We start from the raw sequence: 25050 nt of genomic DNA, 5'->3' as shown, positions 1-25050 counted from the left end.
AGAGCGGGATGCGATCCCTATAATCCGCCCCCTTTTTCGACACCGGGCAGCCGGCTCCGCCCGCTGACCTTACTGCCTCTCCAGACGAGTGACGCCCCCCTTGCTCGAGATCCGCAACGTGACCCGCCGCTTCGGCGACTTCACCGCCGTCGACAATGTCAGCCTGACGATCAACACCGGCGAATTCTTCACCCTCCTCGGCCCTTCCGGGTGCGGCAAGACCACCCTCCTGCGCATGCTCGCCGGCTTCGACCAGCCGGACAGCGGCGAGATCCGCCTCAACGGCCAGGACCTCGCCGGCGTCGAGCCGGAGAAGCGCCCGGTGCATACGGTGTTCCAGAGCTACGCGCTGTTCCCGCACATGAGCGTGGCGCAGAACATCGCCTTCCCGCTGAAGATGGCCGGAGTGGCGAAGAGCGAGATCGACGCCCGCGTCGAACAGGCCCTGAAGGACGTGCGCCTGGCGGACAAGGGCGGGCGCATGCCGACACAGCTTTCCGGCGGCCAGCGCCAGCGCGTGGCGATCGCCCGCGCGCTGGTCAACCGGCCGCGCCTGCTGCTGCTCGACGAACCGCTGTCGGCGCTGGACGCCAAGCTGCGCGAAGAAATGCAGATCGAACTGATCAACCTGCAGAAGGACGTCGGCATCACCTTCGTCTATGTCACCCACGATCAGGGCGAAGCCCTGGCGCTGTCGCACCGCATCGCGGTGATGAACCAGGGCCGGGTGGAGCAGCTGGACGCCCCGGAAACCATCTACAGCTTCCCGCGCAGTCGTTTCGTCGCCGACTTCATCGGCCAGTGCAACCTGCTCGACGCCACAGTCGAGGCGGTCGACGGCGAACGCGTGCGCATCGATCTCCGGGGCCTGGGCGAGGTCCAGGCGCTGAAATCCTTCGACGCCCAGCCCGGCGAGGCCTGCGTGCTGACCCTGCGGCCGGAGAAGATCCGCCTGGCGCAGAGCGTCACCGCCGACAGCGACGAGGTGCACTTCCGCGGCCGCGTCGCCGAACTGCTCTACCTGGGCGACGTGACCCTGTACATCGTCGAGCTGGAGAACGGCGAGCGCCTGGAAACCCTGCTGCCCAACGCCACGCCCGGCCGGGCCAAGTTCTTCGAGGTGGGCGACGCGGTGGAAGCCGCCTGGCGCTTCGATGCCGGCCACCTGGTCAGGGCCTGAGACGATGAGAAAGAACCTCGGCAAGTGGCTGCTGGTCTGGCCGCCGCAAGCGTATCTGCTGTTCTTCTTCCTGGTTCCGGCGCTGATCATGCTGTTCGCCTCGTTCCGCTTTCCCGGCGACTACGGCGGCCTGGCGCCCTGGATGTACAGCGAGGACGGGCAGACCGTCTACGACCTCAGCGTGGAGAACTACACCCGGCTCACCGAGAGCTGGGTGTACCTGCAACTGTTCGTCAAATCCTTCGGCTACGCCCTGGTCACCACCCTGGCCTGCCTGCTGCTCGCCTACCCGGTGGCGACCACCCTCGCCCGGGCCCCGGCGAAGTGGCGCAACCTGCTGATCCTGCTGGTGATCCTGCCGTTCTGGAGCAACCTGCTGGTACGCGTCTACGCCTGGATGATCATCCTCTCGCCGTCCGGTGCCCTGACCCGCGGGATCAACGCCGCGCTGGACCTGTTCGGCGCGCAGCCGATCAGCCTGATGTTCACCCCGTTCGCGGTGATCCTGTGCATGGTCTACGTGCACCTGCCGTTCATGATCCTGCCGCTCTACGCCAACCTGGAGAAACACGACCCGGCCCTGCTCGACGCCGCCCAGGACCTCGGCGCCGGTCGTTGGCAACGCTTCTGGCGGGTGACCTTCCCGCTCTCGCTGCCGGGCGTGGCCGCCGGCGCGGCACTGGTATTCATCCCGGTGCTGGGAATGTTCGCCATCCCCGACCTGGTCGGCGGTACCGACGGCATCATGATCGGCAACCTGATCAAGAGCCAGTTCCTCGACTCCCGCGACTGGCCGTTCGGCAGCGCGCTGTCGATCGCCCTGACCGGCTGCATCCTGCTGCTGGTCGCCCTCGGCATGGGCGCCGCGCGCGCCCGCAAGGGAGGCGCCCATGCGTAGGCCCTACCTGCTCTGGAGCGCCACCGCGCTGGTGTACCTGTTCCTCTACGTACCGCTGGTGATCGTGGTGCTGTACTCCTTCAACGACTCGCGACTGAACGCCGAGTGGGTCGGCTTCACCCTGGACTGGTACCGCAAGCTGTTCGGCAACCGCGACATGCTCCAGGCCGCCGCCAACTCGCTGGTCATCGCGCTGGTTTCGGCCAGCGTGGCGACCCTGCTCGGTACCCTCGCCGGGGTCGCCCTGCATCGCTTCAAGCTGCGCGTGCTGCCCCTGCTGGTGCTGACCCCGATCGCCATTCCGGAACTCCTGATGGGGGTCTCGCTGGTGATCTTCTTCATCGGCCTGAACATGAGCCTGGGCATGCTCTCGGTGACCCTCGCGCACATCACCTTCTCGGTCGGCTTCGTCGCCCTGGTGGTGCAGGCGCGCATGTCGGGCATGGACGAAAGCCTCACCGAGGCGGCCCGCGACCTCGGAGCCACGCCCTGGCAGAGCTTCCGCCTGGTGACCCTGCCGCTGATCATGCCGGGCATCGTCGCCGGCGCGCTGATGGCCTTCACCCTGTCCATCGACGACTTCGTGATCACCTTCTTCACCGCCGGCGGCGGCTTCGCCACCCTGCCGACGCAGATCTACACCATGATCAAGATCGCCGTGACGCCCGAAGTGAACGCCGTCTCCACCCTGCTGATGCTGCTCACCCTGGTGCTGATCGTGATCGCCTCGAAACTCTCCCCCAGCGCCATCAAGGGCCATTGATCCGCCGAAACCCGCGGGCCTCCCGGAGAGGCCCGCGGCCTTGCCCTGCTCCGGTTTCCGGAGCCCTGCCACCCCGTAACAAGGAACCATGATGAAAAAGCTGTTGCTCGTCGCAACCCTCATGGCAGGAGCCGCCCAGGCCACCGCCGCCGAGAAGCTGTATCTGTTCAACTGGAACGACTACATCGCCGAGGACACGCTGAAACGCTTCGAGCAGCAATGTGGCTGCGAGCTGGTGCAGGAGTTCTATTCCGGCACCGAGGAAATGATGGCCAAGCTGGCCGCCGGGGCCAGCGGCTACGACGTGATCATCCCGACCCAGAACGCGGTCGAGGCGCTGATCCGCAAGGGCGACCTGCTGGAGCTGGACAAGAGTCGCCTGGCGAACCTGAGCAACGAGGCCGCGGGCTACCTCGACAAGGATTTCGACAAGGGCAACCGCTATTCCCTGCCCTACGCCTTCACCACCACCCTGGTCGGCTACAACAAGACCGAGCTGGACAAACTGGGCATCGACCCCGCCGACTGGTCGGTAATCTTCGACCCGGCGGTCCTGGAGAAGATCAAGGGCAGGGTCACGGTGATGGACGACCCGCAGGAACTGTTCGGCGCCGCCCTGAAGTACCTCGGTCACTCCGCCAACGACACCGACCCGCAGCACTGGAAGGAAGCCCAGGCGCTGATCCTCGCGGCCAAGCCGTACTGGGCCGCGTTCAACTCGTCGAGCTATATCAAGGAGCTGACCCTGGGCAACATCTGGGTCGCCCATGGCTACTCCAGCGACATGTACCAGGCCAGGGCCGACGCGGAGGCTGCCGGCCGCGCCTTCAAGGTCGACTTCGCCCTGCCCCGCCAAGGTGCGGTGCTGGCCATCGACAACATGGTGATCCACAAGGGCTCGAAGAACCCTGACCTGGCCTACCGCTTCATCGACTTCATGCTCGACGGTCGGAACGCTTCCGAGCTGACCAACCAGATCGGTACCGGCACGCCCAACGCCGCCGCCCTGCCCTTCATCAAGCCGGAAATCAAGACGCTCGCCGCCCTGTTCCCGGACGCCACCACCCAGGCCAGGCTGGAGCCGCTGAAGGACCTGAACTCGCGCCAGCGGCGCGCCCTGAACAAGCTCTGGACCGAGATCAAGCTGCGCTGATCCGCACCGCTATCGACGAAAGGGCGACCCTCGGTCGCCCTTTTGCGTTTCCGTGCCCCGCCCCGAACGCGGTAACATGGCGCCCATTCGCCACCGTCCGTCCCGGGAATGGGCCGACGGAAACAATTCGCCCCCTCCATCGGTCGAATCCGCTTATTGCCCCAGGAGATCTTCGATGTCGCGCTTCATGGCCCTTGCCCTTTGTTTCGTCCTGCCCACCGCCGCCCATGCCGCCTCGCTCAAGGATTTCGAACTGAGCAAGATGCTGGAGAAAGTGGCCAAGGAAAGCAGCGTAGGCACTCCCCGCGCCATCAACGAAGACATCCTCGACCAGGGCTACACCGTCGAAGGCAACCAGTTGATCAATCACCTCAGCGTACGCGCCAGCCACGCCGAGCGCATGCGCTCCAACCCGGACAGCGTGCGCAGCCAGCTCGGCGATAGCGTGTGCAGCAACACCGGCTATCGCCAGTTGCTCGCCCGCGGCGCGATCCTCACCTACAGCTTCACCGAGTACAAGACCAACCAGCCGGTCGCCACCGAACGCTTCGATGCCGGCAGCTGCCGCATCCAGGGCAAGAAGTAAGCGCGCCGCGCGGTCGCCATGCTGGACAAGCAGCATCTGCTGAAGATCGCCAGAACGCCGATGCCGTTCGGCAAGTACCAGGGACGGATGCTGGTCGACCTGCCGGAGGAGTACCTGCTGTGGTTCTACAAGAAAGGCTTCCCGCCTGGTGAACTCGAGCGGCTGATGCAGTTGACCCTGGAACTGAAGATCGACGGGCTGGACGGGCTGCTCAAGCCGCTTCGTCCCCCCCGCTCCGTAGGCGAATGACGTCGCCGACGCTATCCGCCGATACCCTGCCCACACCCTGCCTTCGCCAGACACCCGCCCCCGTTCGGCAGGGCGAATAACGCCACAGACGTTATCCGCCGATACGCAGCCGAACTCAGCGCAACAACGCCGGATCGCCCTTGCCGGCCACCGCCGCCGCCTCCTCCGGAGTCAGCAGCGCGGTGCGCGGCACCTCCATCAAGCGGGCGCAAGCCGCCAGCACGTTGCCCCAGCAGGCGCGGTTGGCGAACTGCATGCCCGCCTCGTCGAGGGTGCCGCCGCGGTTGCGATAGCCGAGTACCGAGGTGCGCCGGGCATCCGGCAGGATCGGCCAAAGATGACCGCGCGCCACTTCCGCGCGCATATGGGTGAGTAGCACGCGGCGCTCATGGCTATCCGGGAACAGTCGTTCCACCAACGCCTCGTCGGCCACCGCCTCGACCTCCCAGCGATCGCGAGGCGCGCGGAAGCGTCCCGGCTCCTGCAGGTAGACCAGCCGGTAGGCCTGCCCGGCCTCGGCCAGACGCTGCGCGGCGCGGCGCATCTGTTCGAGCTGGTAGCTGCCGTTGGCGATCAGCAGCAGCGGATCGGAGCCGCAGCGCTCCTCGACCAGGATCGCGCCGTCGCGGGCCAGGCGCTCGGCCTGGACGGCGTCGAACACCATCGGCCGGTCGCGCTTGGGGATCACCAGGCAGGCCAGTTGCCCCCGGCTGCGGTAGATCGTCGGTAGCAGCGCCAGGGCGCTGTTGTGATCGGCCGGGAAGAGCACCCGGACCATGTCGCTCATCTCGCCAAGCAGGGCCTCGCAGAAGGTGGTGTCCTGGTGCGACTGCTGGTTCTTGCCGTTCTCCCAGGTATGCGAAGTAGCGACCAGCGGCCAGCCCAGCCAGCCGGCCGGACGCCCGACTTCCTTCTGCTGGCGGGCGAAGATCAGGGTCTGGCGCACCGCGCCGAGCATCTTCACGCAGAACGCCTCGTAGCTGGCAACCAGGTTGAGTCCGCCCTGGTTGGCCAGGCAGGCGGACACCACCGCCTCCTCGTTGAGCGCGGTGATGACCCGACCGCTCACCGATTCCAGTTCGCTCTCCGGCTCGCTGACCCGATGCTTGAGCGCCTTGAGCACGCCGCCGAGGCGGTTGCTGGCCAATTCGTCGGGATTGCCGACCCGGGCGCGCAGGTCGGGGTTGGCCTCCACCAGTTCGGTATAGAAGCGGTCCAGCGCGGCCATCGGCGAGCAGGCGTCGTCGCGATAGCGAAGCGGCGGGATGATCGGTTCGATGGGATGGCGCAGGGCCAGCGGGTTGTCCCGTTCGAGGGGACGCTCGCCGCGCTGCTCGGCGAACAGCCGGCGGGCCAATTCGAGAGCCTCAGGCTCGACCCAGAGTTCGTTTGCATGCTGGTTGAACAGTTGCCGGGCCTGTTCGTCGTTATGCGGATTGCCCGGCAGCGGCAGGTTGTGCGCGGCGTTGCTGCCGGCGCCATAGAAGCCGAAGCCCTTGACCGTCTCGGCGATGCCGTAGGGAATCGGCAGCGGGTAGCGGAGGATGCCGCTGTTCTTCTCCTGCACGCGCCGCTCCAGGCGCTGTTCCATCTCCCAGAGCGTACAGACGAAGGCGGCCGGGTCGCGCCCATCGAAGCTGATCGGATCGAAGCCGCAGCGGCGCAGATGCAGCTTGAAGCCCTCCAGCCCCTCATGGGTGCCCAGTTCGGTGCGCTGCTCGATGCGCCGGCCATTGGCGATCATCACCGGCAGCGCCGCCCCGCAATCCTCGGCTCGCCACCAGCGCGGAATCCAGTCGCTGCCGCGCTGTTCCTCGGCGGCACCATCGGAGAGGAACGCCACCAGGGTCTCGCCGGGCAGCGGCATGTGCGCATACTGCAATTCGGCGAAGCCGAGGTAGCCGCCCTCGGCGATACCGCCGGCGGTATGCGGATTCACGTGGCTGCCCAGTGGCGCCGCCGGTGCGCCGTTGGGGGCCTGGGCGTAGCCGTAGAAGTCCTGCAGCAAGCGGTTCAGCCCTTCCTCGCCGTCGGCATAGGCGCGCTCCTGCTCCGGGTGCAGGTTGCCGGTGAGGACGTTCAGCGCGTCGATGGCGGCCACGCAATGGCCCTGGCCCATCAGCCAGGCGCGAGTCTTGCCGGTCAGGACGTTGAGTGCCAGATAGCCGGCGTAGGCCGGGACCATGTTCAGGGCTCCGCCGGTGTGGCCCTCGGGCTGTGTCTTGAAATCCTCGGCCTGCAACGGCTGGCCGTCCAGGCGGATGCGCCGGGCGTAGGTCATGTGCACGACGATGCGCAGGGCGCTGGCGGTCAGCCGGTCGAGGGCGCGGAACAGCTGGTAGACGCTGGCCAGGTCCGGTTGCAGCCCGGCTTGGACCAATTGATGAGCGGTGCGGAACACGGCGGCGCGGGTCTCTGCGCTATGCTGGAGCGGACCATGGCCTTGCAGCCACGCGGCAAACGCCGGCTCGGCCGCCGCATGGGCAAGCAACTCGTCCTGACTGGGCAGAATCTGACTCATGGTGGGTAGCCTCCCTAGTGGTGCCTTGCAGTCTAGGCAGCACACGGCAAAGGGCGCTGACCTGCATCAAGCTCCCCGCCCCCGATTCGTTCACCCTGGCCCTGTACGAAGGTTCCATGGCATTCCACGATCCCCGAAAGGTATCGGGGTGTCGACAGAGCTCTGACGGAGGAGGCTCGATGGCATCACTGACGTTTCTAGGCGCCGCCCAGGAGGTCACTGGCTCCTGTTATCTGCTGGAAACCCTCGATGGCGTAAAGGTCCTGCTCGAATGCGGCATGCGCCAGGGGCGTCGCGAAGCCGACAACGGCAACCGCGCGCCCTTCCCCTTCGATCCCGCGAGCATCGACGCGGTGGTCATCTCCCACGCCCACCTGGACCACAGCGGCCTGCTGCCGCGCCTGGCGGCCGAGGGCTTCAAGGGCCCGATCTTCGCCACCGAGGCCACCTGCGAACTGCTGGAACTCATGCTGCTGGACTCCGCGCACATCCAGGAAAAGGACGCCGAGTGGGAGAACCGCTGGCGCAACCGGATCGGCAAGCCGAGCATCAAGCCGCTGTATACCCAGGCCGACACCGAACGCGCGCTCAAGCTGCGCCGGCCGATCAGCCTCGGCAGCACAGTGGCGGTCGCTCGCGGCGTGCGGGTGACCTTTCACAACGCCGGGCACATCCTCGGCTCGTCGATCGTCGAAGTGCAATTCCACGACCAGGTGCAACCGCGCCGCCTGGTGTTTTCCGGCGACCTCGGCAACACCTGCTCGCCGTTGATGCGCGCGCCCTCGCCGCTGAGCCGGGCCGACGTGGTGATGCTCGAATCCACCTACGGCGATCGCGATCACCGCGACAGCAACGACACCCTGGAGGAACTGGCGGCGATTCTCGACCAGGCGCATCGCGACGGCGGCAACGTGCTGATCCCGTCGTTCGCCGTCGGTCGCACCCAGGACCTGCTCTACTACCTCGGCCGCTTCTACCAGGAGGGCCGCCTGCCGCAACAGGCGGTATTCCTCGACAGCCCGATGGCCGCCCGTGCCAATGGCATCTACCTGCGCCACAGCAACGAGTTCGACGACCGCGACCGCGAGTACATTCGCGGCACCGGCACCACCCGCCTGGAGGAATGGCTGCCGGTGCTGCGCGTCACCCGCAGCGCCGACGAGTCGATGGCGATCAACCGGATCAAGAGCGGCGCGGTCATCATCGCCGGCAGCGGCATGTGCACCGGCGGCCGTATCGTCCATCACTTCAAGCACAACCTCTGGCGCCCGGAATGCCATGTGGTATTCCCCGGCTTCCAGGCGCGCGGCACCCTGGGCCGCAACATCGTCGACGGCGCCAGCGCGGTTCGCGTGTTCCACCAGCGCATCGCGGTCAAGGCGCAGATCCATACCCTCGGCGGCTTCTCCGCCCACGCCGGGCAATCGCAGCTGCTCGACTGGGTCGGTCACTTCGCCCACCGTCCAGCGCTATACCTGATACATGGCGAGCGGGAAAAGATGGAAGCGCTGCAAGGCGCGATCCGCGAGCGTCTCGACTGGGATGCCGAGATACCGGAGCCCGGCGAACGCATAGAGATCTGAGCCGCCGTCCGCAACTGTCACGCAGTCCGTGGCAGTATGCGGATGACCGCCTGTCCAGGGTGGTTGTAGAAGGAGTATGCGAATGCCCTACGAAGCCGATGACTATCTTTCCCGGCACTTCCAGACCAGCGGCACCGACCTGGCGCGGAAGGTCGACGAACTGGCGGCCCTTGCGGCTCCCGGCGACAGCCCCAATCTCGCGCTCTACCGCGAGATGCTCTTCACCGTGACGCGCATGGCCCAGGCCGACCGCAACCGCTGGGACGCCAAGATCATGCTGCAGACCCTGCGCGAGATGGAGCATGCCTTCAGCGTCCTCGAGCAGTTCAAGCGGCGACGCAAGGTCACCGTGTTCGGCTCGGCGCGCACGCCGGTCGAACATCCGGTCTATGCCCTGGCGCGCAAGCTGGGCGAGGAACTGGCCCGCTACGACCTGATGGTGATCACCGGCGCCGGCGGCGGCATCATGGCCGCCGCCCACGAAGGCGCCGGGCTGGAGAACAGCCTGGGCTTCAACATCACCCTGCCCTTCGAGCAGCACGCCAACCATACGGTGGACGGCAGCGGCAACCTGCTGTCGTTCCACTTCTTCTTCCTGCGCAAGCTGTTCTTCGTCAAGGAAGCCGACGCCCTGGTGCTCTGCCCCGGCGGCTTCGGCACCCTAGACGAGGCACTGGAAGTGCTGACCCTGGTACAGACCGGCAAGAGCCCGCTGGTGCCGATCGTGCTGCTCGACCAGCCGGGCGGCCGCTACTGGGAACACGCCCTGGAGTTCATGCAGGAACAGTTGCTGGAGAATCACTATATCCTGCCGGCCGACATGCGCCTGATGCGCCTGGTGCATTCGGCCGAAGACGCGGTGAAGGAAATCGCCCAGTTCTATCGCAACTTCCACTCCAGCCGCTGGCTGAAAGGCACTTTCGTTATTCGCCTGAACCACGCCCTGAACGAAGCCGCGCTGGCGCACCTGCACGAACACTTCGCCAGCCTCTGCCTGAGCGGCGGCTTCCAGCAGCAGGCCTACAGCGAGCAGGAACAGGACGAACCGGAGTTCCGCAACCTGACCCGCCTCGCCTTCGTGTTCAACGGGCGCGACCAGGGGCGGCTGCGGGAATTGCTGGACTACATCAACCTGCCGGAAAACTGGGACTGAAGCTGCCGCTCCGGCACGCGCTCAATCGTCGCTGCGGCCGTTCAACAGGCGGCTGATCGACTCCATGGAGTAACCCCGGTACGCCAGGAAGCGGCCCTGCTGGGCCTTTTCCCTGGCGTCCTGCGGCAGGCGGGCGAACTTGCGGCGCCAGACCTCACGCAATTGCGCACTCCAGTCGACCTCGCAGGCACCCAGCGCCCTTTCGATATCGGCGCGCGGCAGACCGCGTTGCGCCAGTTCCTCACGGATGCGCAACGGCCCATGGCCGCCGCGGGCGCGACTGGCGATGAAGCTTTCGAGATAGCGGGATTCGTCGAGCAGACCTTCCTCGGCCAGGCGGTCGAGGGCGGGATCGATCAACTCGGCAGACGCGCCACGCTGGCGCAACTTGCGGGAAAGCTCGGCGCGCCCGTGCTCACGGCGCGCCAGCAGATCCATGGCCGCCCGCCGCACGGCGACGGGCGTATCGAGCACGATCGCCATTGGCCTCAATCGGCTTCGGCGTCAGCCACTTCTTCGGCGTCGGCCTTCACCGGGCCGCTCTTGGCCAGCAACTGGTCGCGAATGGTCTTCTCCAGTACCGAACCGATTTCCGGATTGTCTTCCAGGTACTTGGCGGCGTTCGCCTTGCCCTGGCCGATCTTACTGCCCTGGTAGCTGTACCAGGCGCCGGACTTCTCGACCAGGCCCAATTGCACGCCCAGGTCGATGATCTCGCCGGTACGGTAGATGCCCTTGCCGTAGAGGATCTGGAACTCGGCCTGGCGGAACGGCGGGGAAACCTTGTTCTTCACCACCTTGACGCGGGTTTCGCTACCCACCACCTCGTCGCCTTCCTTCACCGCACCGGTACGACGGATGTCCAGGCGGACCGAGGCGTAGAACTTCAGTGCGTTACCGCCGGTGGTGGTTTCCGGGTTGCCGAACATGACGCCGATCTTCATGCGGATCTGGTTGATGAAGATGACCAGGCAGTTGGCGTTCTTGATATTGCCGGTGATCTTGCGCAGCGCCTGGGACATCAGGCGTGCCTGCAGGCCGACGTGGGCGTCGCCCATCTCGCCTTCGATCTCGGCCTTGGGTACCAGCGCGGCCACGGAGTCGACGATGATCACGTCGACCGCGTTGGAGCGCACCAGCATGTCGGTGATTTCCAGGGCCTGCTCGCCGGTGTCCGGCTGGGAGACCAGCAGGTCGTCGACGTTGACGCCCAGCTTGCCGGCATAGTCGGGATCGAGCGCGTGCTCGGCGTCGACGAAGGCACAGGTGGCGCCCTGTTTCTGGGCCTCGGCGATCACCGAGAGGGTCAGGGTGGTCTTGCCCGAGGATTCCGGACCGTAGATCTCGACGATCCGGCCCTTGGGCAGGCCGCCGATGCCGAGGGCGATGTCCAGGCCCAGGGAGCCGGTGGAGATGGCCGGGATCGCCTGGCGCTCATGGTCGCCCATGCGCATGACCGCGCCTTTGCCGAATTGGCGTTCGATCTGTCCCAGGGCCGCGGCCAGGGCGCGCTTCTTGTTCTCGTCCATTGAAGTCCTCGCGAAGTCAGGGCGGCCGGACGGCCACGAACAACTGTATAAGTAGACAGTATTATTCCACAGGGCAAGTCGCTCGCCTACCCCCGACGGGAAGAATGTTCCGAACGGTTGCCCGCAGGCGCGGCTAGCCCGGGTTCTCGCCGTTGCTCATGCGCAGCAGGCCGGTCAGCGCGGTCGCCACCGTCTGCCGGCGCACGGCGTCGCGGTCGCCGTTGAACTGGCAGCGCTCACTGACCAGCCGCTCGCCGTCGGCCCAGGCCAGCCAGACCGTGCCTACCGGCTTTTCCGGCGAGCCGCCGTCGGGCCCGGCGACACCGCTCACCGCCACCGCGAAACGCGCCCCGCTGTGCCGCTGGGCGCCGCGCACCATGGCCTCGACCACTTCCCGGCTGACCGCGCCGACTGCCGGGAACAGCGACTCGGGCACCTCCAGCTGGAGGGTCTTCTGGCGGTTCGAGTAGGTCACGTAGCCAGCCTCGAACCAGCCCGAACTCCCCGGGATGCGGGTGATCGCCTCGGCGATGCCGCCACCGGTGCAGGATTCCGCCGTGCTGACCTGCTCGCCCAGGTAACGAAGGCTTTCGCCGAGGCGGGCGGCCAGTGCGGTCAGGTCGGACTCCATCAGGGTCATCACTGTTCTCCAGGGTAGAAACGGAAAGGGACTACCCTACACCATCGGCTTTTCCATTCAGAAGCAGCTTTCGGACAAGCGCAACCGCGCGAAGGCAGCGAATGCGCGAACATGCGTGTTCCATCACCGTCCAAGGAAAGGCACCCCATGAACATCGCGCCACTCAAGGTCTCTCTGCTCTCCCTCGCCCTGCTCCTCTCCCCCGTAGCCAGCCTCCCCGCCCATGCGGCCTGCACCGCCAACCTGGCCCTGCAACCCGCCAGCAGCCTGCCCGCGCTCGGCGGGCGCCTGGTCTACCACAGCTATATGGAGTACGGGGACGGCTCCTCGAACCTCTACCTGCACGACTTCAAGAGCAAGAGCACCCGCCAGCTCAACCAGCCCGGCTGGAACATCGAGGACCCGATGAATGCGCATTTCTCCCCGGACGGCCGCTACCTGACCTTCATGGGCCGCCAGAATGGCGCCTGGCACGTGTTCGCCTGGGCCATCGGCGGTACCCAGGCGCCGAGCAACCTGACCGCGGCCATCGGCGGTCGCAACGAGGATCCGAAGTTCTCCTTCGACGGCCGCCAGGTCGTGCTCAAGCACGAGGGCGACATCCGCCTCGCCACCCTGGTCTTCAATGGCGATGGCAGCGTCGGCGTGAGCGCCTGGAAAGCCGTGACCGGCGACGGCTGGAGCACCGAGGAGTCGATGCCGTTCCTCACCCCCTCAGGCAAGTACGTGGTCTACGCGACAGGAGCCGGCGACAGCCTGCGGGTGGTGCGCAGGAACCTGGAGAACGGCCAGGTCAGCGCCCTCGCCACCCCGGCCGCGGGGGGCCGCGACTATTACCCGGTGGTACGCGACTATACCGCCTACTTCCTCTCGCGCACCCAGCCGGCCGGCAACGACCAGTTGGCCATGGTCGTACCCAACAGCCCGCCCGGCACCCCGGCGATCCTGCCGCTCAACCACTGCCAGGGCGACAATTCCGACGCCGCGCCGGTGAACGAGGACTACCTGATCTTCTCCAGCACTTCGTTCGACCCGACCTACAGCCTGCTCCTCGGCGACATCACCGCGGCGCGGGTCTGGCGTCTCGACCCGGCGCAGATCAACCTGCCCGACGGTCGGCAGAAGCTCGGCGCCAGCTATACCGCGGCACGCTGAAAGCAGCCCGCACAGGCGCGGACCTGAGGGTCCGCGCCGGTTCCGAACGGACCCGACACAGGCCGGTGAATCGGGTTAACATTGCCCTCTTTTGCACCGTCCAAAGCCCGCTTCCGAAGGCCCGTATGACCGACCTCTCTCAGCACACGCCAATGATGCAGCAGTACTTCAAACTGAAGCATCAGCACCCCGACCAATTGATGTTCTATCGCATGGGCGACTTCTACGAGCTGTTCTACGAGGACGCGAAGAAGGCCGCCAAGCTGCTCGACATCACCCTGACCGCGCGCGGCCAGTCCGGCGGCAAGGCGATCCCGATGGCAGGCATTCCCTTCCATTCGGCGGAGGGCTACCTGGCCAAGCTGGTCAAGCTCGGCGAGTCGGTGGCGATCTGCGAGCAGATCGGCGACCCGGCCACCAGCAAGGGGCCGGTGGAGCGCCAGGTGGTGCGGATCATCACCCCCGGCACGGTGAGCGACGAGGCGCTGCTCGACGAACGCCGCGACAACCTGCTGGCGGCGATCCTCGGCGACGAGCGCCTGTTCGGCCTCGCCGTGCTGGACATCACCAGCGGCCGCTTCAGCGTCCAGGAGATAAAAGGCTGGGAAACCCTGCTGGCCGAACTGGAGCGCCTCAACCCGGCCGAGCTGCTGATTCCCGACGACTGGCCACAGGGCCTGCCGGCGGAGAAGCGCCGCGGCGTACGTCGCCGCGCGCCGTGGGACTTCGATCGCGACTCGGCGCACAAGAGCCTCTGCCAGCAATTCGGCACCCAGGACCTGAAAGGCTTCGGCTGCCAGAACCTGACCCTGGCCATCGGCGCCGCCGGCTGCCTGCTCGCCTACGCCAAGGAAACCCAGCGTACCGCCCTGCCGCACCTGCGCAGCCTGCGCCACGACCGCCTCGATGACACGGTGATCCTCGACGGCGCCAGCCGCCGCAACCTGGAGCTGGATATCAACCTCAGCGGTGGCCGCGAGAACACCCTGCAATCGGTGGTCGACCGCTGCCAGACCGCCATGGCCAGCCGCCTGATGAGCCGCTGGCTGAACCGTCCGCTGCGTGACCGCGCGGTACTGGAAGCCCGCCAGGAGTCCATCGCCTGCCTGCTGGAACGCTACCGCTTCGAGAACCTGCAACCGCAGCTCAAGGAAATCGGCGACCTCGAACGCATCCTCGCCCGCATCGGCCTGCGCAACGCCCGCCCTCGCGACCTGGCGCGCCTGCGCGACGCGCTGGCGGCGCTGCCGGACCTGCAGAACGCCATGACCGAACTGGAAGCGCCGCACCTGCAGGCGCTGGCCACCACCATCGGCACCTATCCCGAACTCGCCGAACTGCTGGCCAAGGCGATCATCGACAACCCGCCAGCGGTGATCCGCGACGGTGGCGTGATCAAGACCGGCTATGACGCCGAGCTGGACGAGCTGCAGGCGCTGAGCGAAAACGCCGGGCAATTCCTGATGGACCTGGAAGCGCGCGAGAAGGCCCGCACCGGCCTGCCCAACCTGAAGGTCGGCTACAACCGCATCCATGGCTACTTCATCGAGCTGCCCCGGGTACAGGCCGAACAGGCGCCGGCCGACTACATCCGCCGGCAGACCCTGAAAGGCGCCGAGCGCTTCATCACGCCGGAACTGAAGGCCTTCGAGGACAAGGCGCTGTCGGCCCAGAGCCGCGCCCTGGCCCGCGAGAAGGCGCTCTACGAAGAGCTGCTGGAACGCCTGATCGGCCATCTCGCTCCGCTCCAGGACAGCGCCTCGGCGCTGGCGGAACTGGACGTGCTGGCGAATCTCGCCGAACGCGCGCTGAACCTCGACCTGAATCGCCCACGGTTCGTCGAACACACCTGCCTGCACATCGAGCAGGGCCGCCATCCGGTGGTCGAGCAGGTGCTGGAGACACCGTTCGTGGCCAACGACCTGGCGCTGGATGCCGACACCCGGATGCTGGTGATCACCGGTCCGAACATGGGCGGTAAATCCACCTACATGCGGCAAACCGCGCTGATCGTGCTGCTTGCGCACATCGGCAGCTTCGTTCCGGCTGCGCGCTGCGAGCTGTCCCTGGTGGACCGCATCTTCACCCGCATCGGCTCGTCCGACGACCTTGCCGGCGGCCGCTCGACCTTCATGGTGGAGATGAGCGAAACCGCCAACATCCTGCACAACGCCACTGACAAGAGCCTGGTGCTGATGGATGAGGTCGGCCGCGGCACCAGCACCTTCGACGGCCTGTCGCTGGCCTGGGCAGCGGCCGAGGACCTGGCCCGGACTCGCGCCTTCACCCTGTTCGCCACCCACTACTTCGAGCTGACCGTACTGCCGGAAAGCCAGCCCGCGGTAGCCAACGTGCACCTGAACGCGACCGAGCACAATGAACGCATCGTGTTCCTGCACCATGTACTGCCGGGACCGGCGAGCCAGAGCTACGGCCTCGCGGTGGCCCAGTTGGCCGGCGTGCCGACTCCGGTAATCCAGCGCGCCCGCGAACACCTCAAGCGCCTGGAAACCACCAGCCTGCCGCACGAGATGCCGAGCCAGCAGAGCGGCAAGCCCGCCTCGCCGATGCAGAGCGACCTGTTCGCCAGCCTGCCGCACCCGGTGATCGATGAATTGTCGAGGATCAATCCCGACGATATCAGCCCGCGGCAAGCTCTCGATCTGTTATATGCATGGAAGATGCGGGTCTGACGGACTACCGCACAAGCTGCTAGAATCGCGCGCGCTTAGCCGCCCGCCTGAGGAGAGAACTAGAAAATGACCTTCGTCGTCACCGACAACTGCATCAAGTGCAAATACACCGACTGCGTGGAAGTCTGCCCGGTAGACTGCTTCTACGAAGGACCCAACTTCCTGGTCATCCATCCGGACGAGTGCATCGACTGCGCCCTGTGCGAGCCCGAATGTCCGGCCCAGGCGATTTTCTCCGAAGACGAAGTGCCGGAGAACATGCAGGAATTCATCGAGCTGAACAGCGAGCTGGCGGAAGTCTGGCCGAACATCACCGAGAAGAAGGATGCCCTGCCCGACGCCGAGGAATGGGACGGCGTCGCCGGCAAGCTCCAGCATCTGGAGCGCTGATACGCCAAGGCCCGCAAACAGCGGGCCTTTTCTTTGGCGACGAGTAAAACGGCAGGCAAAAAAAAGGGGCGGGGTATTACCCCGCCCACTCTTCAGTCCCTCGTCATCGTCCTGATGAATCGCCTCCCTGGCGACGTCCCTTCCCCGATCCTTCGGGGTTGCGTGTTCCCTGTACGCAGGAGTGATATTAGCGATTCCCTGTGCTCCCGCAACCTGCCAGAAAACCCAGCGAAGCTTCTTCGGCAGTCATTTTAGAAAAATATATTCCTTTATTTTCAATAAGTTACTTAAATTCACCGAGCGTTTTTGGCAAACCTCCCGGGCATTTATCTACTTAGGCTCACACGCCGTGTAAGTTAATGCTTACAAGAGCAGACACAAAAAACCCGGCGAACGCCGGGTCTTCAGTGGGTCTAAGGTTTTCCGTCACTGGAACAGCGCGTCACTCGACAGGCCGTTCTTCTCCAAGATCTCCCGCAGGCGCTTCAGCGCCTCGACCTGGATCTGACGAACCCGCTCGCGGGTCAGGCCGATTTCCTGACCGACCTCTTCCAGCGTGCTGCTTTCGTGCCCGCGCAAGCCGAAGCGGCGAATCACCACCTCACGCTGCTTGTCGGTGAGTTCCGTCAGCCACTGGTCGATGCTTTCGCTGAGATCGTCATCCTGCAGCAGCTCGCACGGATCGGTGGGGCGATCGTCGGTGAGCGTATCCAGCAGGGTCTTGTCCGAGTCCGGACCAAGAGAGACGTCTACCGAAGTCACCCGTTCGTTCAGGCCGAGCATGCGCTTGACCTCGGCGACCGGCTTCTCCAGCAGGTTGGCGATTTCTTCGGGTGAAGGTTCGTGGTCGAGCTTGTGGGTCAGTTCCCGCGCCGCACGCAGGTAGACGTTGAGCTCCTTGACCACATGGATCGGCAAGCGAATGGTCCGGGTCTGGTTCATGATGGCCCGTTCGATGGTCTGGCGGATCCACCAGGTGGCGTAGGTCGAGAACCGGAATCCGCGCTCCGGATCGAACTTCTCCACGGCGCGGATCAGGCCTAGGTTGCCTTCCTCGATCAGGTCGAGCAGGGACAGTCCGCGATTGACATAGCGCCGGGCGATCTTCACCACCAACCGCAGGTTGCTCTCGATCATCCGCTTCCGACCAGCGGGATCGCCCTTCTGCGCCAGACGAGCGAAGTGGACTTCCTCTTCGGGCGTCAACAGGGGCGAGAAACCGATTTCGTTGAGATACAGCTGCGTTGCGTCCAACGCGCGCGTGTAGTCGATGTGCTTGTGTTGTTTGGAAGAGAAGGAAGTGGTGGCTTTTGGAGTTGCCCGGGGAGAAGGCTGCTCGTCGGCAGACGACTCGTCCAGCATGATGCCGGGCTCCAGGAGGAGCACTTCATCATCGTGGTCAAACTCCGGCCCTTCTTTTTTGAGTGCCATGTCGTTATCCCTTGCATGAGTTCGACTCAAGCCCGGGCGATTCCTTTCCCGCTGGACACGCCCGGACCCGCTCACCTACATGATGTGGGCGGGCGAACTCCCGGTCAGCGACGTGGCAAATATTGCAGTGGATCGACAGGCTTACCCTGGCGGCGAATCTCGAAGTGCAGCTTCACCCGATCGGTTCCTGTGGAGCCCATCTCGGCAATCGATTGCCCTACCTTGACCTGTTGCCCTTCCCGCACCAGCAGCCTGCGGTTGTGACCGTAGGCACTCACGTAGGTCTCGTTGTGTTTGATGATGACCAACTCGCCGTAGCCCCGCAAACCACTACCGGCGTATACAACGGTCCCACCAGACGCAGCCAGGACAGGCTGGCCCAATTGACCGGCTATATCAATCCCTTTATTCAAACTTCCGTTTGAGGCAAAACGGCCGATCAGAGTACCGCTCGCAGGCCATGCCCAACCGCCCACCGCAGGCCCCGCAACGACGGGAGTCGCGCCGCTGCTGGGTGGGGTCGTGGTCGAGGCCGGAGCCGGTGCGGGCTTGGCAGGTACCGACGTACTAACAGCGGGTGGAACCGGGGCAGGCTTGGTCGCCACGGACGGAGCGACGACCGGCGTGTTTTTCGCGACGGACGGTTGCGCCGGTGCCCGCCCACCAAATTGGATAGCTTGACCGACCTGGATGGTATAGGGCGGCGCGATGCCATTGCGCGCGGCCAGGGCTTTCCAGTCCCAGCCGAAGCGAAAGGCAATGGAATACAGGGTGTCGCCGCGGCGCACGATGTACTGCCCGCTGGTGACCGGCGTACGCCGCGCAGCGGCAGGCGCGGAACCGTTGCGATCGACGACCTTGACCCCGCCGGGAGGCGACGACGAACAGGCGGCGAGAAGGGAACAGACGACGGCCCCGAGCAACAGGTGGCAGCCACCGTAGAGCCGAGTCCATTGCCGCAGGGTCGCTGCTAGCCTCAATCCTTCCCCCTTATCCATCTTCTTCGCTTTCGTTCAATCGGGCCGGCGACGCCGGCCGCCGGCTCAGGCGATCGGGCCGTTGAGCAGCGGGACGAAACGTACCGAGTCGAGTACCTGGCGGCTGAACCCGTCCTCGGTGCGGACGATCAGCATCAGTTGCTGGACCTCGCCGCCACCGACCGGGATCACCAGACGGCCCCCCGGCGCCAACTGGTCCAGCAACGACTGCGGGACTTCCGTGGCCGCCGCGGTGACGATGATTCCATTGTAGGGAGCCAACGCCGACCAGCCCTCCCAGCCATCGCCCCAACGAAAGACAACATTACGCAGGTTTAGCTCCGCAAGACGCTCCTTGGCCTTGTCCTGCAACGCCTGGATCCGCTCGACGGAGAAGACCCGCTCGACCAGTTGGGCCAGCACCGCGGTCTGGTAGCCGGACCCGGTACCGATCTCCATGACCTTGTCCAGCGGGCCGGCCGCCAGCAGCAACTCGGTCATCCGCGCCACCATGAACGGCTGGGAAATGGTCTGGTTGTGGCCGATCGGCAGGGCAGTGTCTTCGTAGGCGCGATGCGAGAGCGCCTCGTCGACGAACAGATGACGCGGCGTGCGGCGGATCACCTCGAGCACGTGGGCGTTGGACAGACCTTCTTCGTACAGGCGCTGGATCAGGCGCTCTCGGGTACGCTGGGAGGTCATGCCGATACCCCGGCGATGCAGGTCTTCGGACATCACGTCAGTCCTCCCAGCCACTCGTCGAGGCCGCCGAAGGCTTCGTGGAAGGTACGGTCCAGCTGCAACGGAGTGATCGACACGTAGCCTTGCATGACCGCGTGGAAATCCGTCCCCGGCCCGCCATCCTCGGCATCGCCGGCCGCGGCGATCCAGTAGCCTTCCTTGCCGCGCGGATTGACCACCTTCACCGGTGCGGCGGCACGGGCGCGGTGCCCGAGGCGGGTCAGCTGGATACCGCGTACGCGATCCAGCGGCAGGTTCGGGATATTGACGTTGAGCACGGTACGCGGCGGCACGGCCAGGCGCTCGTGGGCGGAGACCAGCAGGCGGGCGAAGTGCATGGCGGTGGGCAGGTTGTCCGTCAACCGCGAGACCAGCGAGAAGGCGAAGGCCGGCCCCTTCAGGAAGCGCCCTTCGATGGCCGCCGCCACGGTACCGGAATAGAGGACGTCATCGCCGAGGTTGGCGCCCAGGTTGATACCCGAGACCACCATGTCCGGCAATTCCTCCAGCAAGCCGTTCAGGCCCAGGTGCACGCAGTCGGTCGGCGTGCCGTTGAGGCTGATGAATCCGTTGTCCAGGCGCTGCGGGTGCAGCGGGCGGTCCAGCGTCAGGGAACTGCTGGCGCCGCTCTTGTCCTGGTCGGGGGCGATCACTACGCAATCGGCATGATCCGCCAGCGCGTCGTAAAGCGCGGCGATACCGGGTGCGGTCACCCCGTCGTCGTTGGCAATCAGTATGCGCATGGGTTTTCCGTCTGCCCTGTCGGTACCAGGTCGAGGATTTCACGCACCACTACGGTGGCGAAACAACCGGCCGGCAGGACGAATTCCAGTTGCAGAACATCAGGTTCGGGATAATGCCACGCCAGCCCCTGGATGGGGAGCCGCAGGATGCGCCGTTCGTGCGCCATGCCCGCCTTCGCCAGCCAGCGGCAGAGCGCCGGCTCGCTCCCGGCCAGGGCCAGCTCGCGGTCGAGGACGCCGGCGCCGCTCGGCGGATCGCCCTCGCCCCAGAGCGGTCCGGTGGGGTGCAGGTCGAGGGCGGCCAGACGGGCATCGCGGCATTCTTCCTCGCCAGCGAGGAAAAAGCTGCGGCTGTCGGTGAAGGCCAGCAGGTCGCCAACCGCTGCCCGGTTCCAGCTACCCTCCGCGACCCGCTCGGCGAGCAGGCGGTTGAACAGGTAGCTGCGCCCGGCGGAAAGGAAGCGCGAACGCAGGTTGCGGTTCGCCGGCAGCAGGTCCTGTTCCGCGCAACTGCGCGCGTCGACCAGGTTGCCGCCGCCGTGGCCGAAGCGTTGCAGGCCGAAATAGTTGGGCACGCCGTCCGCGGCGATACGTTCCAAGCGCGCGTCGAGAAGGGCACGCTCCGCCCGCAGCCCGGTCAGACGCAGGGTGAAGCCGTTGGCGGCATGCGCGCCTCGCTGCAACTTGCGCGAATGACGGGTGCGGCGAAGAATCCGCAGGTCCGCGCCCTCGGCTGCGCCCAGGTCGGGATCGGCCTTGCCCGGCAGGTGCAGGCTGAACCATTGCCGGGTCAGGGCCTGGCGGTCCTTCAACCCGGCGTAGCTGACGTTCTTCTGCTGCACGCCGGCGGCGCGGCCGAGGCGACGGGCCGCCTCCTCGGTGTTCAATCCGCGCTTTTCCACCCACAACCAGAGGTGCTCGCCTTCACCGCTGAGGGGAATGTCCAGCACCTCGTCGACCTGGAAGTCCTCGGCCACGGCCTTGAGCACCGCCTCGCCGCAGGCTGCCCCATGGGCGCGCGGCCCGAGCAGGTCGAGTTCGCCGAGAACGCTCATCGGGCCATCAGCAAAGCGACCGCATGTACAGCAATGCCCTCTTCGCGTCCGGTGAAACCTAGCCGCTCGGTAGTGGTGGCCTTGACGTTGACCTGGTCGACCGCGACGCCGAGGTCCTCGGCGATCGACCCGCGCATGGTTTCGATGTGCGGCGCCATCTTCGGTGCCTGGGCGACGATGGTGGCGTCGACGTTGCCGACCTTCCAGCCCTTCTCGGCGACGATGGCGACCACGTGTCGCAGCAGCGCGCGACTGTCGGCGCCCTTGAACCGCGGGTCGGTGTCCGGGAAGTGCTTGCCGATGTCGCCCAGCGCCGCCGCGCCGAGCAGCGCATCGGACAAGGCGTGCAGCAGCACGTCGCCGTCGGAGTGGGCGACCAGCCCATGTTTGTGGGGAATGCGCACGCCGCCGAGGGTGATGAAGTCGCCCTCGCCGAAGCGATGCACGTCGTAGCCATGGCCAATTCGCATGAAAAAACGCCCTGGTTGGAATCAGGGCGTGATTCTACCCCGGATCGGGGCAGGCTTCAGGTATCGCGGATCAACCGTTGAGAACCTGGGCATGGTGGCGCAGGTGATCCTCGATGAAACTGGCGATGAAGTAGTAGCTGTGGTCGTAGCCTGGTTGCAGACGCAGCTCCAGCGGGTGGCCGGCCTTGTCCGCCGCATTGCGCAGCGCTTCCGGCTTGAGCTGGACGGCGAGGAAGTCGTCGCGCTCGCCCTGGTCGACCAGGATCGGCAAGCGTTCGGACGCACCCTCGAGCAACGCACAGGCATCCCACTCGCGCCAGGCCGCCGGGTCCTCGCCCAGGTAGCGAGAGAATGCCTTCTGGCCCCAGGGGCAATCGCTCGGATGGCAGATCGGCGCGAAGGCCGACAGCGACAGGTAGCGCCCCGGGTTGCGCAGCGCGCAGACCAGCGCGCCATGCCCACCCATCGAGTGCCCGCTGATGCCGCGCCGCCGGGACACCGGGAAATGCGCCTCGATCAGCGCCGGCAACTCGTGCACCACGTAGTCGTGCATGCGGTAGTGCGCGGCCCAGGGCTCCTGCGTGGCGTTCAGGTAGAAGCCTGCGCCCAGGCCGAAGTCCCAGGCGCCGTCGGGATCGCCGGGGACACCGCTGCCGCGCGGGCTGGTATCCGGCGCCACCAGTACCAATCCCAGTTCGGCGGCGACCCGCTGGGCACCGGCCTTCTGCATGAAGTTCTCGTCGGTACAGGTCAGCCCGGACAGCCAGTACAGGGCCGGCAGCGCCGCCTCCGGCTCGGCCTGGGGCGGCAGGTAGATGGCGAAGACCATCTCGCAGTTCAGGGTCCGGGAAAAATGACGGTAACGCTGGTGCCAGCCGCCGAAGGACTTCTGGCTGCCGATCAGTTCGAGGGAATCCTTCACGTGACCTCCGTGAAACGGTCGTGGCGAGCCGCAGGGCCCGCCGCGACGGCTTGTCAGTAATGAATGACGGTGCGGATGCTCTTGCCTTCGTGCATCAGCTCGAAGGCCTCGTTGATGTCCTCCAGCCCCATGGTGTGGGTGATGAAGGTATCCAGCGGGATCTCGCCCTTCTGCGCCTTCTCGACATAGCTCGGCAACTCGCTGCGCCCGCGCACCCCGCCGAACGCCGAACCGCGCCAGACGCGGCCGGTGACCAGTTGGAACGGCCGGGTGCTGATTTCCTGGCCGGCGCCGGCGACACCGATGATCACCGACTCGCCCCAGCCCTTGTGGCAGCATTCCAGCGCGGCGCGCATCAACTGCACGTTGCCGACGCACTCGAAGGAGTAGTCGACGCCGCCATCGGTCAGTTCGACGATGACGTCCTGGATCGGCTTGTCGTAGTCCTTCGGATTGATGAAGTCGGTGGCGCCCAGCTCCCTGGCGATGTCGAACTTGCCCGGGTTGATGTCGACCGCGATGATGCGCGCGGCCTTGGCCATCTTCGCCCCGATGATCGCCGCCAGGCCGATACCGCCCAGGCCGAAGATGGCAACGGTAGCGCCCTCTTCCACCTTGGCGGTATTCAGCACGGCGCCGATCCCGGTGGTGACGCCGCAACCAAGCAGGCAGACCTTCTCCAGCGGCGCGTCCTTGGGAATCTTCGCCAGGGAGATTTCCGGCAGCACGGTGTATTCGGAGAAGGTCGAGCAGCCCATGTAGTGGAAGACCGGCTCGCCCTTGTAGGAGAAACGGCTGGTGCCGTCGGGCATCAGGCCCTTGCCCTGGGTGGCGCGCACGGCCTGGCAGAGGTTGGTCTTGCCGGACAGGCAGAATTTGCACTTGCCGCACTCGGCGGTGTACAGCGGGATGACATGGTCGCCCACCTGCAGGGAGGTCACGCCCTCGCCCACCGCTTCGACGATGCCGCCACCTTCGTGGCCCAGAATGCACGGGAACACCCCCTCGGAATCCTGGCCGGACAGGGTGTACGCGTCGGTATGGCAGACGCCGGTGGCGACGATGCGCACCAGTACCTCGCCCTTCTGCGGCGGCGCCACATCCACCTCGACGATTTCCAACGGCTTGTTGGGGGCGAAGGCGACGGCGGCACGGGACTTGATCATCTGGGAACTCCTGAACGATGGAAGCCGGCGGGCCGCTAAGCGACCCACTGAAACGGAAAGTGTAGAAAACCGCGTTTCAAGGAATAATCAGGCAATAATCAAAACATTATTGCCATACAGGGACAATCCAGATGAATCGCTGGGAAGGACTCGACGAATTCGTCGCTGTCGCCGAAACCGGGCAGTTCACCGCGGCAGCCGAACGCATGGGCGTTTCCTCGTCGCACATCAGCCGCCAGGTCGCCCGCCTGGAGGAGCGCCTGCAGACCCGCCTGCTCTACCGCAGCACCCGGCGAGTGTCGCTGAGCGAAGCCGGACAGACCTTCCTGCAACATTGCCAGCGCCTGCAGGACGCCCGCGACGAAGCCCTGCGCGCGGTCAGCGACCTCTCCGCGGAGCCCAAGGGCCTGCTGCGCATGACCTGCGCGGTGGCCTACGGCGAACGTTTCATCGTCCCGCTGGTGAATGCCTTCATGGCCGACTATCCGCAACTGCGGGTCGACATCGAGCTGTCCAACCGCCAACTGGACCTGCTCCACGAGGGCTTCGACCTGGCCATCCGCCTCGGCCGCCTGAGCGATTCGCGATTGGTCGCCACACGGTTGGCGCCACGCCTCATGTACCTCTGCGCCACCCCGGAATACCTGCGCCGCCACGGTACTCCGCAGTCGCCGACGGAACTCGGCCAGTTCAATTGCCTGATCGGCAGCAGCGACCTGTGGAGCTTCCTCGAGGACGGCCGGGAAACCCAGCACCGGGTCCAGGGCAACTGGCGCTGCAACAGCGGCCAGGCGGTGCTCGACGCCGCCCTGCGCGGCTTCGGCCTGTGCCAGTTGCCTGACTACTATGTGATCGAGCATCTGCGCAGCGGCCGCCTGGTCTCCCTGCTGGAAGGCCACCAGCCGCCGAATACCGCGGTATGGGCGCTGTACCCGCAGCAGCGGCACCTGTCGCCGAAAGTCCGGCAACTGGTGGACTATCTCAAGGAAGGCCTGGCGCAATCCCATCCGGGACTCGCCGGGGAGAAAAACCTGCGCTGAAGCAGTAAGGCG

24 protein-coding genes are annotated in these 25050 nt (G+C 65.9%); 12 read left to right on the top strand and 12 right to left on the bottom strand.

The features are described 5' to 3' along the window. The first annotated feature begins 88 nt into the window (after positions 1-88). From LT948_RS05780 to LT948_RS05755, 6 genes are all read left to right on the top strand, one after another. Positions 89-1180, top strand: a complete 1092-nt coding sequence (locus tag LT948_RS05780) for an ABC transporter ATP-binding protein (protein ID WP_003119359.1) — start codon at positions 89-91, stop codon at positions 1178-1180. 4 nt (positions 1181-1184) lie between these two features. Further along, positions 1185-2078, top strand: coding sequence for an ABC transporter permease (locus LT948_RS05775; RefSeq protein WP_003092241.1), 894 nt, complete (start codon positions 1185-1187; stop codon positions 2076-2078). After that, the gene (locus LT948_RS05770; RefSeq protein WP_003092244.1) at positions 2071-2841 is read left to right on the top strand and encodes an ABC transporter permease; all 771 of its coding nucleotides are present in this window, start codon (positions 2071-2073) and stop codon (positions 2839-2841) included. Before LT948_RS05775 ends, LT948_RS05770 begins: the two co-directional genes overlap by 8 nt. A gap of 88 nt (positions 2842-2929) precedes the next feature. Beyond that, the gene (locus LT948_RS05765) at positions 2930-3994 is read left to right on the top strand and encodes a polyamine ABC transporter substrate-binding protein (protein WP_003113877.1); all 1065 of its coding nucleotides are present in this window, start codon (positions 2930-2932) and stop codon (positions 3992-3994) included. A gap of 175 nt (positions 3995-4169) precedes the next feature. Beyond that, complete coding sequence (locus LT948_RS05760) at positions 4170-4580, top strand: quorum-sensing-regulated virulence factor family protein (protein WP_003092248.1); 411 nt, start codon at positions 4170-4172, stop codon at positions 4578-4580. Between the two features lie 18 nt (positions 4581-4598). Then, positions 4599-4829 (top strand): DUF3820 family protein, encoded by a 231-nt coding sequence (locus LT948_RS05755; protein WP_073656923.1) that lies wholly within the window; start codon positions 4599-4601, stop codon positions 4827-4829. A 115-nt stretch (positions 4830-4944) separates the two neighbouring features. Here the strand turns inward: LT948_RS05755 and LT948_RS05750 are convergent, their stop codons facing one another. Then, entirely contained in the window at positions 4945-7350 is a 2406-nt protein-coding gene (locus LT948_RS05750; RefSeq protein WP_003113876.1) for a phosphoketolase family protein, read from the bottom strand. 179 nt (positions 7351-7529) lie between these two features. Here LT948_RS05750 and LT948_RS05745 point away from each other — a divergent pair, with 179 nt between their 5' ends. Continuing rightward, positions 7530-8933 (top strand): MBL fold metallo-hydrolase RNA specificity domain-containing protein, encoded by a 1404-nt coding sequence (locus LT948_RS05745; protein WP_003098484.1) that lies wholly within the window; start codon positions 7530-7532, stop codon positions 8931-8933. Between the two features lie 82 nt (positions 8934-9015). Further along, on the top strand, positions 9016-10086 hold the full coding sequence (locus LT948_RS05740; RefSeq protein WP_003092255.1) for an LOG family protein: 1071 nt from the start codon (positions 9016-9018) through the stop codon (positions 10084-10086). A 21-nt stretch (positions 10087-10107) separates the two neighbouring features. Here LT948_RS05740 and recX read toward each other — a convergent pair whose 3' ends face one another. From recX to LT948_RS05725, 3 genes are all read right to left on the bottom strand, one after another. Next, positions 10108-10569 carry a recombination regulator RecX gene (recX, locus tag LT948_RS05735; protein WP_003109699.1) on the bottom strand — a complete coding sequence of 154 codons (462 nt, stop codon included), beginning with the start codon at positions 10567-10569 and terminating at the stop codon, positions 10108-10110. A gap of 5 nt (positions 10570-10574) precedes the next feature. Next, on the bottom strand, positions 10575-11615 hold the full coding sequence (gene recA / locus LT948_RS05730) for a recombinase RecA (protein WP_003092260.1): 1041 nt from the start codon (positions 11613-11615) through the stop codon (positions 10575-10577). 133 nt (positions 11616-11748) lie between these two features. Next, on the bottom strand, positions 11749-12255 hold the full coding sequence (locus tag LT948_RS05725) for a CinA family protein (protein WP_003092262.1): 507 nt from the start codon (positions 12253-12255) through the stop codon (positions 11749-11751). Positions 12256-12402: 147 nt separating this feature from the next. On the opposite strand from LT948_RS05725, the gene LT948_RS05720 reads away from it, so the two are divergent. The 3 genes from LT948_RS05720 (at position 12403) to fdxA (ending at position 16493) form a co-directional block, all read left to right on the top strand. Continuing rightward, entirely contained in the window at positions 12403-13410 is a 1008-nt protein-coding gene (locus LT948_RS05720) for a TolB family protein (RefSeq protein WP_021265158.1), read from the top strand. Between the two features lie 125 nt (positions 13411-13535). Continuing rightward, positions 13536-16103 (top strand): DNA mismatch repair protein MutS, encoded by a 2568-nt coding sequence (mutS, locus tag LT948_RS05715; protein WP_003122151.1) that lies wholly within the window; start codon positions 13536-13538, stop codon positions 16101-16103. Positions 16104-16169: 66 nt separating this feature from the next. Further along, positions 16170-16493 (top strand): ferredoxin FdxA, encoded by a 324-nt coding sequence (gene fdxA, locus LT948_RS05710; RefSeq protein WP_003092272.1) that lies wholly within the window; start codon positions 16170-16172, stop codon positions 16491-16493. 426 nt (positions 16494-16919) lie between these two features. On the opposite strand, the gene rpoS is transcribed toward fdxA, so the two are convergent. The 8 genes from rpoS to LT948_RS05670 all read right to left on the bottom strand — a co-directional run bounded on the left by rpoS (position 16920) and on the right by LT948_RS05670 (position 23998). Beyond that, positions 16920-17924, bottom strand: coding sequence for an RNA polymerase sigma factor RpoS (gene rpoS / locus LT948_RS05705; protein WP_003113871.1), 1005 nt, complete (start codon positions 17922-17924; stop codon positions 16920-16922). 104 nt (positions 17925-18028) lie between these two features. Then, positions 18029-18922, bottom strand: coding sequence for a peptidoglycan DD-metalloendopeptidase family protein (locus tag LT948_RS05700; protein ID WP_023092574.1), 894 nt, complete (start codon positions 18920-18922; stop codon positions 18029-18031). 45 nt (positions 18923-18967) lie between these two features. Then, a complete protein-coding gene (locus tag LT948_RS05695) occupies positions 18968-19603 on the bottom strand; it encodes a protein-L-isoaspartate(D-aspartate) O-methyltransferase (protein ID WP_003098558.1) in 636 nt (211 codons plus the stop codon). A gap of 32 nt (positions 19604-19635) precedes the next feature. Then, complete coding sequence (gene surE, locus LT948_RS05690) at positions 19636-20385, bottom strand: 5'/3'-nucleotidase SurE (RefSeq protein ID WP_003092341.1); 750 nt, start codon at positions 20383-20385, stop codon at positions 19636-19638. Beyond that, the gene (gene truD, locus LT948_RS05685) at positions 20373-21440 is read right to left on the bottom strand and encodes a tRNA pseudouridine(13) synthase TruD (RefSeq protein ID WP_003092343.1); all 1068 of its coding nucleotides are present in this window, start codon (positions 21438-21440) and stop codon (positions 20373-20375) included. The genes surE and truD overlap by 13 nt, the downstream gene beginning before the upstream one ends. Next, complete coding sequence (gene ispF, locus LT948_RS05680) at positions 21437-21910, bottom strand: 2-C-methyl-D-erythritol 2,4-cyclodiphosphate synthase (protein ID WP_003092346.1); 474 nt, start codon at positions 21908-21910, stop codon at positions 21437-21439. The genes truD and ispF overlap by 4 nt, the downstream gene beginning before the upstream one ends. 70 nt (positions 21911-21980) lie before the next feature. After that, entirely contained in the window at positions 21981-22832 is an 852-nt protein-coding gene (gene fghA / locus LT948_RS05675; RefSeq protein ID WP_003092349.1) for an S-formylglutathione hydrolase, read from the bottom strand. Positions 22833-22885: 53 nt separating this feature from the next. Continuing rightward, complete coding sequence (locus tag LT948_RS05670; RefSeq protein ID WP_003092351.1) at positions 22886-23998, bottom strand: S-(hydroxymethyl)glutathione dehydrogenase/class III alcohol dehydrogenase; 1113 nt, start codon at positions 23996-23998, stop codon at positions 22886-22888. 131 nt (positions 23999-24129) lie between these two features. On the opposite strand from LT948_RS05670, the gene gfnR reads away from it, so the two are divergent. Beyond that, a complete protein-coding gene (gene gfnR / locus LT948_RS05665) occupies positions 24130-25038 on the top strand; it encodes a glutathione-dependent formaldehyde neutralization regulator (protein ID WP_003092354.1) in 909 nt (302 codons plus the stop codon). Positions 25039-25050 lie beyond the last annotated feature (12 nt).

It is taken from the genome of Pseudomonas sp. CP-1, from assembly GCF_021213715.1.
Lineage (GTDB): Bacteria > Pseudomonadota > Gammaproteobacteria > Pseudomonadales > Pseudomonadaceae > Pseudomonas > Pseudomonas aeruginosa.
This window is presented reverse-complemented; position numbering and strand designations above follow the sequence as displayed.

Excerpts from the sequence above, each read along its gene's own strand:
- LT948_RS05775 (WP_003092241.1), top strand. The coding sequence starts at position 1,185 with ATGAGAAAGAACCTCGGCAAGTGGCTGCTGGTCTGGCCGCCGCAAGCG.
- LT948_RS05770 (WP_003092244.1), top strand. The coding sequence starts at position 2,071 with ATGCGTAGGCCCTACCTGCTCTGGAGCGCCACCGCGCTGGTGTACCTG.
- LT948_RS05765 (WP_003113877.1), top strand. The coding sequence starts at position 2,930 with ATGATGAAAAAGCTGTTGCTCGTCGCAACCCTCATGGCAGGAGCCGCC.
- LT948_RS05760 (WP_003092248.1), top strand. The coding sequence starts at position 4,170 with ATGTCGCGCTTCATGGCCCTTGCCCTTTGTTTCGTCCTGCCCACCGCC.
- LT948_RS05755 (WP_073656923.1), top strand. The coding sequence starts at position 4,599 with ATGCTGGACAAGCAGCATCTGCTGAAGATCGCCAGAACGCCGATGCCG.
- LT948_RS05750 (WP_003113876.1), bottom strand. The coding sequence starts at position 7,350 with ATGAGTCAGATTCTGCCCAGTCAGGACGAGTTGCTTGCCCATGCGGCG.
- LT948_RS05745 (WP_003098484.1), top strand. The coding sequence starts at position 7,530 with ATGGCATCACTGACGTTTCTAGGCGCCGCCCAGGAGGTCACTGGCTCC.
- LT948_RS05740 (WP_003092255.1), top strand. The coding sequence starts at position 9,016 with ATGCCCTACGAAGCCGATGACTATCTTTCCCGGCACTTCCAGACCAGC.
- recX (WP_003109699.1), bottom strand. The coding sequence starts at position 10,569 with ATGGCGATCGTGCTCGATACGCCCGTCGCCGTGCGGCGGGCGGCCATG.
- recA (WP_003092260.1), bottom strand. The coding sequence starts at position 11,615 with ATGGACGAGAACAAGAAGCGCGCCCTGGCCGCGGCCCTGGGACAGATC.
- LT948_RS05725 (WP_003092262.1), bottom strand. The coding sequence starts at position 12,255 with ATGACCCTGATGGAGTCCGACCTGACCGCACTGGCCGCCCGCCTCGGC.
- LT948_RS05720 (WP_021265158.1), top strand. The coding sequence starts at position 12,403 with ATGAACATCGCGCCACTCAAGGTCTCTCTGCTCTCCCTCGCCCTGCTC.
- mutS (WP_003122151.1), top strand. The coding sequence starts at position 13,536 with ATGACCGACCTCTCTCAGCACACGCCAATGATGCAGCAGTACTTCAAA.
- fdxA (WP_003092272.1), top strand. The coding sequence starts at position 16,170 with ATGACCTTCGTCGTCACCGACAACTGCATCAAGTGCAAATACACCGAC.
- rpoS (WP_003113871.1), bottom strand. The coding sequence starts at position 17,924 with ATGGCACTCAAAAAAGAAGGGCCGGAGTTTGACCACGATGATGAAGTG.
- LT948_RS05700 (WP_023092574.1), bottom strand. The coding sequence starts at position 18,922 with ATGGATAAGGGGGAAGGATTGAGGCTAGCAGCGACCCTGCGGCAATGG.
- LT948_RS05695 (WP_003098558.1), bottom strand. The coding sequence starts at position 19,603 with ATGACCTCCCAGCGTACCCGAGAGCGCCTGATCCAGCGCCTGTACGAA.
- surE (WP_003092341.1), bottom strand. The coding sequence starts at position 20,385 with ATGCGCATACTGATTGCCAACGACGACGGGGTGACCGCACCCGGTATC.
- truD (WP_003092343.1), bottom strand. The coding sequence starts at position 21,440 with ATGAGCGTTCTCGGCGAACTCGACCTGCTCGGGCCGCGCGCCCATGGG.
- ispF (WP_003092346.1), bottom strand. The coding sequence starts at position 21,910 with ATGCGAATTGGCCATGGCTACGACGTGCATCGCTTCGGCGAGGGCGAC.
- LT948_RS05670 (WP_003092351.1), bottom strand. The coding sequence starts at position 23,998 with ATGATCAAGTCCCGTGCCGCCGTCGCCTTCGCCCCCAACAAGCCGTTG.
- gfnR (WP_003092354.1), top strand. The coding sequence starts at position 24,130 with ATGAATCGCTGGGAAGGACTCGACGAATTCGTCGCTGTCGCCGAAACC.